The sequence below is a fragment of the Streptomyces sp. TP-A0874 genome, from assembly GCF_001748085.1.
Lineage (GTDB): Bacteria > Actinomycetota > Actinomycetes > Streptomycetales > Streptomycetaceae > Streptomyces.
Genome location: NZ_BBZK01000008.1, coordinates 271,219 through 286,243 on the forward strand (window position 1 = coordinate 271,219; position 15,025 = coordinate 286,243).

Genomic DNA, 15,025 nt, shown 5'->3' on the forward strand with positions numbered 1-15,025 from the left:
CCGGAACGGACTAGGCGGCGCCGGCGTCGACGCGACCAGGGGACGGATGGGACCGCGCAGTGCGGGGCTACGACCGCTACGAGGCTGACGACCACCTCTCGAAGTTCGAAGCCGAGATGGAGCGGCTGAAGACCGAGCGTGAGAAGGCCGTCCAGCACGCCGACGACCTCGGCTACCAGGTCGAGGTGTTGCGCGCCAAGCTGCACGAGGCGCGCCGCAACCTCGCCAACCGTCCCGCCTACGACAACGCGGACATCGGCTACCAGGCCGAACAGATGCTCCGCAATGCCCAGATCCAGGCCGACCAGCTCCGCACCGACGCCGAGCGCGAGATGCGCGAGGCGCGGGCCCAGACCCAGCGCATCCTCCAGGAGCAGGCCGAGCGGCAGGCCCGGATGGAGGCGGAGCTGCACGCCGAGGCGGTGGAGCGGCGCCGCCGCCTGGACGAGGAGTTGGCCGAGCGCCGGCAGACGGTCGAGTCGCACGTCAACGAGAACGTCGCCTGGGCCGAGCAGTTGCGCGCCCGCAGCGAGGCGCAGTCCCGCCGGCTGCTTGAGGAGTCCCGCGCCGAGGCGGAGCACGCGCTGTCCACCGCCAGGGCCGAGGCGCAGCGGCTGGTCGAACAGACCCGGGAGCGGCTGGGCGCCGAAGCCGCGGCCGCCCGCTCCGAGGCGGAGGCGCTCCTGCGCCGGGCCCGCACGGACGCGGAGCGGTTGCTCAACGCGGCCTCCGACCAGGCACAGGAAGCCAGCGACCACGCCGAGCGGCTGCGCGCCTCGGCCAGCAGTGAGTCGGAGCAGGCCCGGCGGCAGGCCGCCGAGCTGACCCGGGCCGCCGAGCAGCAGACGGCCGAAGCCGAGCAGATGCTGCGGGACGCCCGGGCCGAGGCTGAGCGGCTGCGGGAGGAGGCCGAGGCCGCAGCGGCCAAGCGAATCAGCGCCGCTGAGTCGGCGAACGAGCAGCGCTCCCGGACGGCGAAGGCAGAGATCGCCCGGCTGGTCGGCGAAGCCACCAAGGAGGCCGAGCAGCTCAAGGCCGAGGCCGAGCAGATCCGCGAGGACGCGCGTACCGAGGCCGAGCGGCTGCGCACCGAGACCCAGGAGGCGGCGCGCTCGCAGGCGGCCGAGGACTCGGCGGCCCAGCTGGCGAAGGCGGCCCGCGAGGCGGAGTCGGTACTGACCAAGGCCTCCGAGGACGCCGCGGCTACCACCAAGGCCGCCGGGGAGGAGGCCGACCGGATCCGCCGCGAGGCGGAGGCCGAGGCGAGCCGGCTCAGTCAGGAGGCGGCCGAGGCGGCCGAGCAGCTCAGGGGCGCCGCCAAGGACGACACCAAGGAGTACCGGGCCAAGACGGTCGAACTCCAGGAGGAGGCCCGGCGGCTGCGCGGCGAGGCGGAGACGCTGCGCTCCGAGGCGGTGGCCGAGGGCGAGCGGATCCGCGGTGAGGCCCGCCGCGAGGCGGTCCAGCAGATCGAGGAAGCCGCCAGCAAGGCCGAGGAACTGCTCGCCAAGTCGAAGTCCGACGCCGAGGAGATCCGCAACGCCGCCTCCGCCGAGAGCGAGCGGGTCCGCACCGAGGCGATCGACCGGGCCACGACGTTGCGCCGGCAGGCCGAGGAGACGCTGGAACGGGCGCGCGGCGAGGCCGAGCAGCTGCGCACCGAGGCTCTGGAGCAGGCGCAGCAGACCGCGGACACCGCTGTCGAGGAGGCGGCGCAGCTACGCGAGGAGGCCGAACAGGCGGCTCGCGACCGACGGGCCGAGGCCGCCGAGGAGTTGACCCGGCTGCGGACCGAGGCCGAGGAGCGGCTCGCCGCGGCCGAGGAGGCGCTGGGCGAGGCCCGCACCGAGGCCGAACGGCTGCGGAAGGAAGCGGCCGAGGAGACCGAGCGGCTGCGCACCGAAGCCGCCGAGCGGCTCCGGGCGCTCCGGCAGCAGGCCGAGGAAGAGGCCGAGGGGCTGCGGGCCGCGGCGATCAACGACGCCTCGGACGCCCGCGCCGAGGGCGAGGCGGTGGCCGTCCGGCTGCGCACCGAAGCCGCCACCGAGGCCGAGGAACTGCGTAGGCAGGCCCAGGAGAGCGCGGACCGGATCCGGGCGGAGGCGGACGCCGCTGCCGAGCGGACCGGCACCGAGGCGGCCGAGGCGCTCGCCGCCGCGCAGGAGGAGGCCTCCCGGCGCCGCCGGGAGGCGGAGACGCTGCTGGCGGACGCCCGCGAGGAGGCGAACCGGGAACGCGAGCAGGCCAGGGAGCAGAGCGAGGAGCTGCTGGCCTCCGCCCGCAAGCGGGTCGAGGAGGCGCAGACCGAGGCCCGGCGGCTGGTGGAGGAGGCCGAGCGGCGCTCGGCCGAACTGGTTGCCGCGGCGGAGGAGACCGCGCAGCAGGTGCGGGACTCGGTCAGCGGGCTGCACGAGCAGGCCGAGGAGGAGATCGCCGGGCTGCGGTCGGCGGCCGAGCACGCGGCCGAGCGGCTGCGGCGGGAGGCCCAGGAGGAAGCCGACCGGATCCGGACCGACGCCCACGCGGAGCGTGAGCGCGCCGCCGAGGACGTGGCCCGTCTGCGGAGCGAGGCCAAGGAGGAGACGGAGACCGCCAAGGCGTTGGCCGACCGCACCATGGCGGAGGCGATCGGCGAGGCGGACCGGCTCCGCGCGGACTCTCGCGAGGAGGCCAACAAGCGTCGGGCGACCGCCGCGGAGCAGGCCGACCGGTTGGTGGCCGAGGCTTCGAAGGAGGCCGACCGGCTGCGGACCGAGGCCCAGGAGCGGGTGGCCGCGGCGAAGGAGCAGGCGGAACGGATCCGGGCCGAGGCGGAGCGGGTGCGCAGGGAGGCCCGGGACGAGGCCGACCGCACCGTGGACGAGGCCCGTACCGCGGCGGCGAAGCAGCGCAACGACGCTGCGGAACAGGCCGACCAGCTCATCACCGGTGCGCAGGAGGAGGCCGTCCGCGCGGCGGCGGCGGCCGAGAAGCAGGCCGACGCCATGGTCGGCGCGGCCCGCGCCGAGGCCGAACGGATCGTCAAGACCGCTACCGCCGAGGGCAAGAGCCTGGTGGAGCGGGCCCGCACCGACTCCGACACCATGCTCGGCGAGGCCCGGCGGGATGCCACCGCGACCCGGGAGCGGGCCGAGGAGCTGCGGGTGCGGACCGAGGCCGAGGTCGAGGAGTTGCACCAGCGGGCCCGCCGGGAGTCCGAGGAAGCGATCAGGACGGCCAACGAGCGGGCGGAAGGCATCGTCAAGAACGCCGAGGAGCGGGCGATCTCGGCCGAGAAGAAGGCCGAGCGGCTCGTGGCCGAGGCCACCGGCGAGGCCGGCCAGGTGCGCCTGACAGCGGCCCGCAAGGCCGAGGCCCTGGTGAGCGAGGCCGAGCAGAAGAAGGCCGAAATCCTACGCGACGCCGAGCGGTTGCGCACCGAGGCGGAGGCCGAGGCCAAGCGCATTGTGGACGAGGGCAAACACGAGCTCGATGTTCTGGTACACCGCCAGAAGGACATCAACGCCGAGATCTCCCGAGTTCAGAACGTGTTGGAAGCCCTGGAGTCGTTCGAGACTCCGGCGGTTCCGGACAACAGCGGGGAGAACGGCGCAAAGCCCTCCGCCGCAGCAGGGTCCACTCGATCGAGTGGCAAGCAGTCCAAGAACTAGCCACTCGAAAGGAGGTTCATTCTCCGGATCAAACGGTCATTGACTCGCTGGTATCCCGTACACAGCCCTAAGATTCCCTTATCACCTCACCGGTCTCTTTCGACAGGAACCCCATGAGTGACACTTCCTCCCCCTTCGGTATCGAGCTCGTGCGGCGTGGTGGATACGACCGCCAACAGGTGGATGATCGCCTCACTAAGCTCATCGCCGACCGCGACAGTGCGCTGTCGCGGATCACCACGCTGGAAAAGCGCATCGAGGAGCTGCACCTCGAGACCCAGAACGCCCAGGCCCAGATCGCCGACTCCGAGCCCTCCTACGCCGGTCTCGGCGCCCGGGTCGAGAAGATCCTCCGGCTCGCCGAGGAAGAGGCCAAGGACCTCCGCGAGGAGGCCCGTCGCGCCGCCGAGCAGCACCGCGAACTCGCCGAGTCCTCCGCCCAGCAGGTGCGCAACGAGGCGGAGACGTACGCCGCGGAGCGGAAGCAGAAGGCCGAGGACGACGGCGCCCGGATCATCGAGAAGGCCAAGGGCGAGGCCGCCGGCCTGCGCGCCGAGGCCCAGAAGGACGCGCAGTCCAAGCGCGAGGAGGCGGACTCCCTCTTCGAGGAGACCCGCGCCAAGGCCGCGCAGGCCGCAGCCGACTTCGAGACCAACCTCGCCAAGCGCCGCGAGCAGTCCGAGCGTGACCTGGCGGCCCGTCAGGCGAAGGCCGAGAAGCGCCTCGCCGAGATCGAGCACCGCGCCGAGCAGCTCCGCCTGGAGGCCGAGAAGCTGCGGACGGACGCCGAGCGCCGGGCCCGTCAGACGGTGGAGACCGCGCAGCGCCAGGCCGAGGACATCACGGCGGACGCCAACGCCAAGGCCGACCGGATCCGCAGCGAGTCCGAGCGCGAACTGGCCGCTCTCACCAACCGTCGCGACAGCATCAACGCCCAGCTGACCAACGTCCGCGAGATGCTGGCCACCCTGACCGGTGCCGCCGTCGCCGCCGCCGGTATGCCGGAGGACGACCAGTCGGGCGCCGGCGTTCCGGCGCAGCAGAGCCGCTGACCGCCGACGCGGAGGACCGCCGTTAGCGGAACGGGGGAGTCCGCCCAGCGGTCCGGGGTTTCGACGCCCTTCGCCCGCCCGTTGAGGGACGGCGAAGGGCGTCGCTGCTGTTAACGTGACGGCATGATCGAGCTTGTTGGGCTGACCAAGCGCTACGGCGCCAAACTGGCGGTGGACGATCTCACCTTCTCGGTCCGCCCGGGCATGGTCACCGGCTTCCTCGGCCCCAACGGCGCGGGGAAGTCCACCACCATGCGCATGATGCTCGGTCTGGACAACCCCACCAGCGGCGATGTCCGGATCGACGGCCTGCGCTACGCCGAGTTGCGCGATCCGCTCACCCACATCGGCGGCCTCCTGGACGCAAAGGCGATGCACGGCGGCCGGAAGGCCTACCACCATCTGCTCTGCCTGGCCCAGAGCAACGGCATCCCACGTCGCCGGGTGCAGGAGGTACTGGAGACCGTGGGTCTCACCCCGGTCGCCCGGCAACGCACCGGCGGCTTCTCCCTCGGCATGGGGCAGCGACTGGGCATCGCCGGCGCGCTGCTGGGTGACCCGCGGATCCTGATGTTCGACGAACCGGTCAACGGCCTGGATCCGGAAGGCATCCACTGGGTCCGCAACCTGATGCGGCACCTGGCCGGCGAGGGGCGCACCGTCTTCGTCTCCAGCCACCTGATGAGCGAGATGGCGCTCACCGCCGACCACCTGGTGGTCATCGGCCAGGGCCGGCTGCTCGCCGACACCTCGATGTCCGACTTCATCGCCGAGAACTCCCGCAGCTACGTGCGGCTGCGCTCACCGGAGCAGGAGCGTCTGCGGGACGTGCTGAGCTCCGAGGGCATCACCGCCACCGCCACCGGCGACGGGGCGCTCGAGGTGGACGACGAGGAGCCGGCACGCCTCGGCGAGCTGGCCGCCGAGCATCGGCTGGTGCTCCACGAACTCAGCCCGCAGAAGGCTTCCCTGGAGGAGGCGTTCATGCAGCTGACGGCCCAGTCGGTGGAGTACCACGCCCGTAGCGCACCCGCCGAGCGGGCCGCCGTCGGCGGCCCCGCTGCGGGAGCCGCCCCGGCGCAGCGACCACCGACCGCCACCGGCACCTGGGGGGCCGACTGGCGGGATCGGAGTCGACGGGACGGCAAGGGCGGAAGGGGGTCTGACCGATGACCGTGGCACGCGTCCTGCAGTCGGAGTGGACCAAGATCAGGTCTGTGCGGTCGACGGTGTGGACCCTGGCTCTCGCCGCCCTGCTGACCATCCTGCTCGGCGCGTTGATCAGCGCCATCACCAACAGCCAGTTCGACCAGCTGTCGGGGAACTCCAGGATCGCCTTCGACCCGACCTTCACCAGCTTCTCCGGAATGGGGATCGGCCAGCTGGCGATGATCGTCTTCGGTGTGCTCGTGGTCTCCACCGAATACAGCACCGGCATGATCCGCACCTCGCTCGCCGCGGTACCCAGGCGCGGCGTCTTCCTCTTCAGCAAGATCGCGGTCGCCACGGCCCTCGCCCTGCTCGTCGGCCTCGCGACGAGCTTCGTCACCTTCTTCGTCGGCCAGGAACTGCTGGGAGAGCACGGCGCTTCCATCGGTGACCGGGGCGTACTGCGCGCCGTCGTCGGCGGCGGGCTCTACATGGCCCTGATCGCGATGTTCGCCATGGGCGTCGCCGCGATCCTGCGCAGTTCGACACTCTCCCTGGGCATCCTGATGCCCTTCTTCTTCCTGGTCTCCGGGATCCTCGGCAACGTCCCCGCCACCAAGAAGGTCGGGCAGTACCTCCCCGACCAGGCCGGCACCAAGATCCTGCAGGTGGTGCCCACCGGATCGGCGCCGTACGGGCCCTGGGGCGGCCTGGGCATCATGGCCCTGTGGGTCGTGGCGGCGATGGTCGCCGGCTACCTGGTCATCAGGCGCCGGGACGCCTGAGCCCACCGGGCGCCGCCATCCAGCCCGGAGGCGGTCCCCCTCCGGTTCCGGGTCAGTAGCGCGGTGCGCTGCGGGACCTCCGCACCCGGGCGGTGCGGCGGTCCCGCGCTCTCCAGCAGGCCCGGTGCCAGTGCCTCCGGTCGTCCACCGGGCCGTACCGCTCCCAGGCCACGACGTGCGGCACCCCGGGCGGGATCTCCTGGTCGCAGCCGGGACACCGGTAGTGCTTCGCGGCGGCGGTGCCGGCGATCTGCCGCACCACCCACTCCTCTCCCCGCCACTCCTCCGTGTGCTCCAGGCCGTAGCGGCCCCCGGGCTCATCCCGCGCCGCCCGCAGGGGCGCGGTGCCTCGGGGGCGGTTTCTGCGCGGGGACACGGGGCACACCTCGCCGGGTAGGTGGACGGCTTGCCGTACCAGCGTACGCGCAGAGCCGGCGGAGAACCGCGTACCGACGCCGCCCGGCGCTCCCCCGCGGCCGGTTCAATGATCATCTGGAAACCTACCCGCCGGACCGTGCCTCCGGCACGTGTCAGGCGTTAACGCCAGTGGGGATGCCGGGGGGACGTCGAGGAGGCAGAGATCACGATGACCGTGCGGGTAGGGGCGTTCGTACTGGCCGCGCAGTTTCCGGGACAGGGGCAGAGCGAGGCTCTGCACCGCGCCCTGCGGACCGCGGAGTTGTCCGAAGAGACGGGGCTCGACTCCGTCTGGCTCGCCGAACACCACTTCGTGCCCTACGGTGTGTGCCCCTCGGCCATCACCCTCGCCGCCCAACTACTGGGCGCCACCAGGCGGATCGGGGTCGGCACCGCGGTGAGCGTCCTGCCGACCACGCATCCGGTCGCTCTCGGCGAGCAGGCCGCTCTCCTGCACCTGACCTCCCGGGGGCGGTTCACCCTCGGCGTGGGCCGTGGCGGCCCCTGGGTCGACCTGGAGGTCTTCAACGCGGGTCTGGCGGCGTACGAGGAGGGCTTCCCCGACTCCCTCGACCTGCTGCTCCGCTGGTTGCACGAGCCCCGAGTGGGTGCCAGCGGAGAGCGGTTCGCCTTCCGCGAGGTGCCGGTGGTGCCCCGGCCGGACGAGCTGCTGGACGGTCCGGCGGCGCCTCCGGTGGTCATGGCCTGCACCTCCCGCCGGAGCGTCCGGCTGGCGGCGGAACGCGGCCTGCCGATGCTGCTGGGCATGCACTGCGGGGACCAGGAGAAGGCCGACATGGTCGCCTTCTGGCGGCGCTGCGCCCGGGAGGCCGGTCTGCCGGCCGAGGAGATCGAGGGCGCGGCACACGTGTCGGCCGGCGTGGCGCAGCTCGCCGACACCAGGGCGGAGGCCGTCGAGACGCTGACCAAGGCGATGCCGGGTTGGTTCCGGCAGGGTCTGGGCGCCCACACCACGGTGGACGGACGTCAGCGGCGGATGCGCGACCCACACGCCTACACCGAACTGCTCTGCGGACTGCACCCCGTAGGGCCGCCTCGGCTCTGCGCCGACCGGCTCGCCGCCACCGCCGAACGCACCGGCGTGGGCCGGTTCGCGCTGCTGGTGGAGGGCTCGGGCGATCTGGTCGCCACCGAGGAGAACGTCCGGCGACTGGGCGCAGAGGTACTGCCACTGCTCTCCTGAAGGGCATCCCCGGCGGACCAGCCGCTCCGGTCCCTGGCTGGTAGTCAGGGGCCGGAGCGACTGGTCCTGCTGTCACCCCGTATCGCACCGAGGCGAGGCACGGAGCGGCAGCGGGAACGGTTCAGCAGTCCCGCAACAACGGCGACTGGTTCAGCAGTTGCCCCCGCACCGAGGTGAACCGTGCCAGACGGTCGTCAGCCTCGGGGTCGAGCGGGAAGACCGCCACCCGATGGCAGTTCTGGAAGGCCAGGCGTACCCCGAAGTGCCGCTGGAGTGCACCGCGTATCGCGTCACTGGCCATCGCACGGAGCAGTTGGCCGCGCGCCTGCTCGTCGGGCGGCGGCACCTGGTTGTCGGCGAACTCCCCGCCGTCCACTTTGAGCCGGGCCACCAGAGAGCTGATCATCTCCCATGCGTAGGGCAGGGAGTTCCGGACGCAGTCGACGAATTCCGCTTCGTCGACCTCGCCTCGCTCGGCCTTCTCGAGCAGGGCCGGTGAGACGTCGAGCGACATGGGTTCTCCTCTCGCGACCCCGGTCTACGGGGTCTTGCGGGCAGGGATTCCTGAGGATGGTGACACTGAGTACAGAAACCGCGACTTCCTGCTTCCACGTTATGCCGGTCAGAGCACGCGCACCAGGAGAACGGACACACAACCAGCCATTTCCGAACGGGCTCATCCAGGGCGAATCGCGCGGAGACCGGGCTGTCGAGTAGCGTGACCGACCATGCGTCTCGTCATCGCCCGGTGCTCCGTGGACTACGCGGGCCGGCTCACCGCCCACCTCCCATCCGCGCCACGGCTCATCCTGGTCAAGGCCGATGGCAGTGTCTCCGTCCACGCGGACGACCGTGCCTACAAACCCCTGAACTGGATGTCTCCGCCGTGCACCCTCAAAGAGGGCGATGACCGGGTATGGACGGTGGAGAACAAGGCCGGCGAGAAGCTGATCATCACCATGGAGGAAGTGCTGCATGACTCCTCCCATGAACTCGGTGTGGACCCGGGCCTCATCAAGGACGGGGTCGAGGCCCACCTGCAGGAGCTCCTCGCCGACCGGATTGAAACCATCGGCGATGGTTACTCCCTGATTCGGCGTGAATACCCCACCGCCATCGGCCCGGTGGACATCCTCTGCCGGGACGCCGACGGCGGCACAGTGGCCGTGGAGATCAAACGGCGAGGCGAGATCGACGGGGTGGAGCAGCTCACCCGCTACCTGGAACTCCTCAACCGGGACCCGCATCTGGCACCGGTCAAGGGCGTCTTCGCCGCCCAGGAGATCAAACCGCAGGCCCGGGTGCTGGCCACCGACCGGGGAATCGGCTGCGTGGTCCTCGACTACGACGCGCTGCGCGGCATCGAGGACGACAAGCTCCGTCTCTTCTGACTCTCCTGGGGCCACGGGGCGACAGTCAGCCCGCGCCGTCCCCTCCCGGCCGCGCGGAAGTACCAACGCGCCCGGAAAGGTGTCGCGCCTTCCTTGCCCGAACCGGTGAAGCGGGCTTCCGGCCGGCGTGGATCGCCTGCACGCCGGCCTCTCAGCGCAGAGTCAGCGGGGTGGCCGACGCGACGTGGGAGAGTTTCTCCGGGTTGCGGACGTAGTAGAGGCCGGTGATGCGAGCACCCTCGACGCGGATCGCCATGACGCCGTCGAGCTCGCCGTCCAGACGGACGAGGAGCGCCAGGTCACCGTTGACCACGGTCGGTTCGGTGGCGAGCGCGCCTTTGAGCTTGCCGATGCCGCCGGCGAACATGCGGGCCACCTGCTCGGCGCCGGTGATCGGCCGCAGTGCGGCGTGCTTGATACCGCCGCCGTCGCTCATCAGGACGACCTCCGGGGCGAGCACTTCGAGGAGAGCCTGCGGGTCCCCGGTTTCGATCGCGCGCCGGAACGACTGCAGAACCGTCCGGCCCTCGTTCCGGGAGACCGACCGGCGGGGGCGGCGGGCGTCGACGTGGCGGCGAGCGCGGCTGGCGATCTGACGGACGGCCGCGGGGCTCTTGTCGACGGCGGCCGCGATCTCTTCGTAGCCGATGTCGAAGACCTCACGCAGCACGAAGACGGCGCGTTCGGTCGGCGACAGCGTCTCGAGAACGAGCATCAACGCCATCGACACGCTCTCGGCGAGCTCGACGTCCTCGGCCACGTCCGGTGCGGTGAGCAGCGGCTCGGGCAGCCAGGGGCCGACGTATGCCTCCCGGCGGCGAGCCAGGGTGCGCAGCCGGTTGAGCGACTGGCGGGTGGTGATCCGGACCAGGTAGGCGCGCTGGTCGCGTACCCGCTCCAGGTCCACCTTGTTCCACCGCAGCCAGGTCTCCTGGAGAACGTCCTCGGCGTCGGCCGCCGATCCGAGCATCTCGTAGGCGACGGTGAAGAGCAGGTTGCGGTGGGCGAGGAAGGCGTCGGTCACCGGATCAGCGATGTGGCCGCTCATCTCTCATCCTTCTTCTGGGGCACGGCGAGTTCCCGCGGCCGCGTCCGCGGCAAGTGCCGCGCGGTCCGCACCGGTCACGCTGCCCGATCGACGGCGGCCCGCACCTCGGCGCGGCTGGCACGCAGCAGCTTCCGTCGTTTCGCGACGCCTCCCGGAGCGCGGTGCAGGCTGAAGGAACCGGGCTTGTTCGCCTCGTCCGCCAGGTGCTTGGGAATGCCCTTGCAGACCAGTTCCTTGATCCTGGCGCCCAGGCCGTCGTCGATGTGCAGCCACACCGCGACATCGGACCTGTTCGCGAACTGGTAGATACCCGCTTTCCGGCCCAGGCTGACGCACTGGGCGTAGAACGACTGGTGGAGGTTCTTCGGCTGATCACCCGCGAGTCGGCTGAGCACGGTGTCGGCGGCCCGCGCGCCCAGCGGTATCGCGTTCAGACAGCTCATCCGCAGCGGCAGGCCGGACGGTGCCGCCGAGTCCCCGGCGGCGACGATGCGCGGGTCGTCCATGCTCGTCAGCGTCTCGTCCGTGAGCAGGCGTCCCACGGCGTCGGTGCTCAGCCCGCTGCGCGCGGCGAGGTCGGGCACACCGAAGCCGACGCTCCAGACGGTGATCTCGCTCGGCAGCTCGCGGCCGTCGGCGAAGCGCACGGCGTCGCGGGTCACCGCCGTCACCTTCGCTCCGGAGCCGTCGATGACCGAAACGCCCAGCTGGGCAAGCCGCTTCGCGACCGAGCGTCGCCCCCGGCTGTGCAGGTAGGGGCCGAGGACCCCGCCACAGACCAGGGTCACCCGGCGGCCCTGCTCGGCCAACTCTGCCGCGGTCTCGATGCCCGTGGGACCGGCGCCGACCACCGTCACCGGGGCCGCCGCGGGGGCGGCGTCGAGGACCGTGCGCAGCCGCTGTGCCGCTTCCAGGGTGCCGATCGGATGGGCGAACTCAGCGGCCCCCGGCACGCTCAGTTCGGTGCCACCACTGCCCACGGCGTATATCAGGTAGTCGTAGTCGAGCCTGCCGTCGGCCGCCAGCGTCACCCGGCGCGCGGGGGCGTCGATCCGGGTCACGGTGTCGACCGCCAGCCGGACTCCCTCGGCCAGGACCTCCTGGTAGGCGACGACCGCGGCGTCGGACCCGCCCACCAGTTGGTGCAAACGGACCCGGTGGACGAATTCCCGGCGCGGGTTGACCAGCGTCACGGTCACGTCGTCGCGCATCGTCATCCGGTTCGCGGCCATCACACCGGCGTATCCGCCGCCGACCACGACCACGTGGATGTTTCCAGTCACAGCGCCTCCTCCGTTTCGGTGTTCGGCATCAAGACACCGCGTGGACGACCGCTGTGACCGGATGTGAGTCACGTCACTTCGCTGGGGTCCGGCCGGAGTTGTGGACGCAGCGGTATCGGGAGGAGACGCCGGTCGGTGTGCACAACAGGCCGGTCCGCCACCGGCGGAACCCTGTGGTGCAGCCGACTAGCCGACAGCGCCACCGGAGGCCGTGGGGGCGGTGCCGCGCGCGTCCGACGGAGTCCCCGAGGCGGTGCCGCCGGGCCGGGAGGACGTCCCGGCGGTGGAGGTGCCCCCGGTTGTCGGTGCCCCCGTCGAGGCACCCTCCGTGCGGTGGGAGGGTTCACGGGAGGCGCTCGCCGAAGGGCTCGGCGGGGTGTTGCTTCCGGTCCCCGAGGAACTGGGCGCGGGCTCGGTGGCGCTCATGGACGTGCTGCCGCTGGGCGAACTCGTCGGCGGCGGTGAAGTGGGCTCCTCTCCGGGGTCGCTCGGCTCGTCGGTCGGCTCGCTCGGCTCGTCGGTCGGCTCGCTCGGCTTGTCCGTGGGCTTCTCGCCGCCACCGCCCGGGCCCCCGGAGTCACCGGGTTTACCGCTCTTGGTCGGCTTGGAGTCGCTGGGGCTTCCGCTGTCGGTCGGTTCCTCGGTCTCCCCGCTGCTCTCGGAAGCGCTGGGGCTCTCCGACGGCTCGGTGCCGCCCGAAGCGCTGCCACTGGGCCCCGGCTCACTCTCCGAGGTCCGGCTCGGCTCGCCCACGACACCGTCGTCGTCGCCGTTCTCAGCGTCCGCGGACTGCTCCGATCCGACCCGGCCCGGGGGCTCCTCGTCGTCGTCGTAGACGGTGCCGAGCGTCACCACCGCGCCGAGCACCGCGGCCAGCACCACCCCGGTGCCCACCGCGACCATGTTCCGTCGGGCGCCCCGAAGGAAGGCCAGCCGGCCGTTCCCCGGCTGGTGGTCGCTCGGCTTCGCCGGCTCCTCACCCACGGGGGCCGCGCTCTGGTTGACGACGGTGACCGCTTCGTCCGTCTCCCAGGGGAGCACGGCGGTGGGTATGCCGTCGGGCGGCGACGCCGCCCACGCCTCGGGGTCCGGCTCCGGCGGTTCTCCCCCGCCTCCCACCCGGGCGCCGTGGACGAGCCCGGCCGCCTTGTCCCCGACGAGGGCGAGAGCACGCCGTCCCGCGACGGCTCCGCGTTTGTCCGCGAGGACGCCGCGCAGCCCTATCGATGCCTCCAGCTCCGCGCGGGCCCGTTCGAGATTGCCCGTGCACAGGGCCAGCACACCCAGTTCGTGGTGGAAGTAGGCCTCCTCGGCCACCTCGCCGGCCAGCCGCGCGGCTTCCTGGCCGTGCCGGAGGACCCGCTCCCAGGCGCTCCAGAGGCATCCGGCGGCGAAGGCCGGCGCGGCCGTCCGGGCCAGCAGCACCGCCGCGCTCGGATTGCCCGACTCCCCGCGGCCGCCCAGCAACGTGGCGGCCGCCGCGAGGATGGCGTCCGCTTCGGCGGCGGTGCGCTCCGGGCTGACCGAGGGGTGCCCCGCCCACCAGGCGTAGTGCTGGGCGGCGATATGCGCCCGGCCGACCGCGCCGTCGGCGTACCCCGCGCGCTCCAGTTGCTCCAGCACCCCGGGGGCGAGCCGGTAGTGCGTGCCGACCGGACTGATCAGACCGGACGCGAGCAGTTCCCCGAGCGATGCCTCGGCCCGGGTGTCGCCGGCGAGGGCCGGGAGATGGGCTTGGTCCGGGCACTCACCGCCGAGCGCCACGGCGAACCGCAGCGCCTCGCGCGCCGTCGCTCCGAGTCCGGAGGCGAGCCGGGCGGCCGGGGCGGCGGACTCCTCGGGGCCGGGCAGTGGGTCGGTTTCCAGTGCCTCGGGGCCGGCGCTCCCGCCACGGGCGTCCCGCTGCCTGAGCAGCGCCGCGGCCTGGACCAGACGCAGCGGCAGCCCCTCGGCCTCCCGCCAGACCCCGGCCGCCCACTCGGTCTCCGCCTCGGTGAGCGGCCGTCCGACGAGCCCTTGGAGGAGGTCGAGCGAGGGCGCCCGGGGAAGCCCCGAGAGGTGCATCTCCTCCAGGTAGGAGGCCGCTGCGGGCGGCGGTACGTCGGAGGTGGCCGCCACCAGGAACGCGCACTCGGGTGCGGCGTCCAGGAGTTCGTCCAGCGCGCCCCCGCCGAATTCCACGTCGTCGATCACCACCACGGCGCCGACCTCGCGCAGCAGCTCGGTGAGCTCGCCGTGGTCGGGGCGGTACAGGGGAGCGTGGTGGACTACGGCGAACAACTCGTAGAGAAGGTCGGCGGGGGTGCGCCGATGGCCGGAGAGGCGTATCACCCCGTCCGGGGCGAGCCCGGCGCACTCCTCCGCGACGACGTCCAGCAGCGAGCTGCGCCCGACACCGGGCCGGCCGCTGAGCCGCACCGAGCGGCCCCGGGAGAGCAACTGGACCAGCCGGGCCCGTTCCTCATCACGGCCCGTCAGCAACGGCTGCACGGGGCGGCCCGCGGTGGGCAGGGCGGGGCGGGCGGCTCGCTGCCGCGCCTCCCGCTGCTCCGGGCTTCGGCGCTCCGGCTGCGGCGGACGCTCCCCTGGCGGGCAGGGCTCGATCTCACTGCCGTCGACGGGGTTGACGGTCAGCAGGAACTCCCCGGCGTTGAGCCGTACGGCCCGGACCGGTCGCTGCTCGGAACCGCCGGACCGGTCGGCACCGGACTCACCCGGCGCGCCCACGGCGCCCTCGTCGCTCTCGTGGCCGGAGTCGTCCGGTCCAGGGTTGTTCGGGTCCATCGGTGAAGCTCCCAGATGCGTCGCGTGCCGTCCGCCCCCTGGCCGGTCCCGTTCCGGACGTCGGGTGTCGGGAGCCTTCGGGCGATCGATTCCGGCCCGGCGCCCGTCGCGGCCTGTCTCTCTGCGTCGGGAATCCGAACCCTAGACCGTAACGGCCGCTCCGTGCAGCGAGGGGTGGCAGACCGACCGGTTCTTCCCGGTTTCGGAACGGTTGTGACCGCTGTTCCACCGCGACGTACTCCCCCCGGGGTTCCCGGTCGGT

The 15,025-nt window shown here is 72.3% G+C and carries 11 protein-coding genes; 6 read left to right on the top strand and 5 right to left on the bottom strand.

What is annotated here, in order from left to right; translation table 11 throughout:
* Nucleotides 1–59 precede the first annotated feature (59 nt).
* The 4 genes from scy to BGP73_RS15640 all read left to right on the top strand — a co-directional run bounded on the left by scy (nucleotide 60) and on the right by BGP73_RS15640 (nucleotide 6,636).
* Nucleotides 60–3,650 (top strand): polarized growth protein Scy, encoded by a 3,591-nt coding sequence (gene scy, locus BGP73_RS15625; protein WP_069815219.1) that lies wholly within the window; start codon nucleotides 60–62, stop codon nucleotides 3,648–3,650.
* A 113-nt stretch (nucleotides 3,651–3,763) separates the two neighbouring features.
* Entirely contained in the window at nucleotides 3,764–4,702 is a 939-nt protein-coding gene (locus BGP73_RS15630; RefSeq protein WP_069815221.1) for a cellulose-binding protein, read from the top strand.
* 123 nt (nucleotides 4,703–4,825) lie between these two features.
* On the top strand, nucleotides 4,826–5,875 hold the full coding sequence (locus tag BGP73_RS15635; protein ID WP_069815223.1) for an ABC transporter ATP-binding protein: 1,050 nt from the start codon (nucleotides 4,826–4,828) through the stop codon (nucleotides 5,873–5,875).
* A complete protein-coding gene (locus tag BGP73_RS15640) occupies nucleotides 5,872–6,636 on the top strand; it encodes an ABC transporter permease (RefSeq protein ID WP_069815225.1) in 765 nt (254 codons plus the stop codon). Before BGP73_RS15635 ends, BGP73_RS15640 begins: the two co-directional genes overlap by 4 nt.
* 52 nt (nucleotides 6,637–6,688) lie before the next feature.
* On the opposite strand, the gene BGP73_RS15645 is transcribed toward BGP73_RS15640, so the two are convergent.
* On the bottom strand, nucleotides 6,689–7,012 hold the full coding sequence (locus BGP73_RS15645; RefSeq protein ID WP_069815227.1) for an ATP/GTP-binding protein: 324 nt from the start codon (nucleotides 7,010–7,012) through the stop codon (nucleotides 6,689–6,691).
* Nucleotides 7,013–7,228: 216 nt separating this feature from the next.
* On the opposite strand from BGP73_RS15645, the gene BGP73_RS15650 reads away from it, so the two are divergent.
* A complete protein-coding gene (locus tag BGP73_RS15650) occupies nucleotides 7,229–8,257 on the top strand; it encodes an LLM class flavin-dependent oxidoreductase (RefSeq protein ID WP_069815422.1) in 1,029 nt (342 codons plus the stop codon).
* A gap of 121 nt (nucleotides 8,258–8,378) precedes the next feature.
* Here BGP73_RS15650 and BGP73_RS15655 read toward each other — a convergent pair whose 3' ends face one another.
* A complete protein-coding gene (locus tag BGP73_RS15655) occupies nucleotides 8,379–8,771 on the bottom strand; it encodes an SCO5389 family protein (RefSeq protein ID WP_069815229.1) in 393 nt (130 codons plus the stop codon).
* A gap of 214 nt (nucleotides 8,772–8,985) precedes the next feature.
* Between BGP73_RS15655 and nucS the strand changes: the two genes are divergently transcribed.
* Nucleotides 8,986–9,648 carry an endonuclease NucS gene (gene nucS / locus BGP73_RS15660; RefSeq protein WP_069815231.1) on the top strand — a complete coding sequence of 221 codons (663 nt, stop codon included), beginning with the start codon at nucleotides 8,986–8,988 and terminating at the stop codon, nucleotides 9,646–9,648.
* Nucleotides 9,649–9,799: 151 nt separating this feature from the next.
* Here the strand turns inward: nucS and BGP73_RS15665 are convergent, their stop codons facing one another.
* The 3 genes from BGP73_RS15665 to BGP73_RS15675 all read right to left on the bottom strand — a co-directional run bounded on the left by BGP73_RS15665 (nucleotide 9,800) and on the right by BGP73_RS15675 (nucleotide 14,763).
* Nucleotides 9,800–10,696: an RNA polymerase sigma-70 factor gene (locus BGP73_RS15665; RefSeq protein ID WP_069815233.1), complete on the bottom strand. Its 897-nt coding sequence runs from the start codon at nucleotides 10,694–10,696 to the stop codon at nucleotides 9,800–9,802.
* A gap of 74 nt (nucleotides 10,697–10,770) precedes the next feature.
* The gene (locus BGP73_RS15670; protein ID WP_069815235.1) at nucleotides 10,771–11,979 is read right to left on the bottom strand and encodes an NAD(P)/FAD-dependent oxidoreductase; all 1,209 of its coding nucleotides are present in this window, start codon (nucleotides 11,977–11,979) and stop codon (nucleotides 10,771–10,773) included.
* 186 nt (nucleotides 11,980–12,165) lie between these two features.
* A complete protein-coding gene (locus BGP73_RS15675; protein WP_069815237.1) occupies nucleotides 12,166–14,763 on the bottom strand; it encodes an ATP-binding protein in 2,598 nt (865 codons plus the stop codon).
* Between the last annotated feature and the right edge of the window lie 262 nt (nucleotides 14,764–15,025).

Bases quoted from the DNA above. Each gene is read 5' to 3' on its own strand.
- nucS (WP_069815231.1), top strand. From the start codon at position 8,986: ATGCGTCTCGTCATCGCCCGGTGCTCCGTGGACTACGCGGGCCGGCTC.
- BGP73_RS15630 (WP_069815221.1), top strand. From the start codon at position 3,764: ATGAGTGACACTTCCTCCCCCTTCGGTATCGAGCTCGTGCGGCGTGGT.
- BGP73_RS15675 (WP_069815237.1), bottom strand. From the start codon at position 14,763: ATGGACCCGAACAACCCTGGACCGGACGACTCCGGCCACGAGAGCGAC.
- BGP73_RS15635 (WP_069815223.1), top strand. From the start codon at position 4,826: ATGATCGAGCTTGTTGGGCTGACCAAGCGCTACGGCGCCAAACTGGCG.
- BGP73_RS15655 (WP_069815229.1), bottom strand. From the start codon at position 8,771: ATGTCGCTCGACGTCTCACCGGCCCTGCTCGAGAAGGCCGAGCGAGGC.
- BGP73_RS15640 (WP_069815225.1), top strand. From the start codon at position 5,872: ATGACCGTGGCACGCGTCCTGCAGTCGGAGTGGACCAAGATCAGGTCT.
- BGP73_RS15665 (WP_069815233.1), bottom strand. From the start codon at position 10,696: ATGAGCGGCCACATCGCTGATCCGGTGACCGACGCCTTCCTCGCCCAC.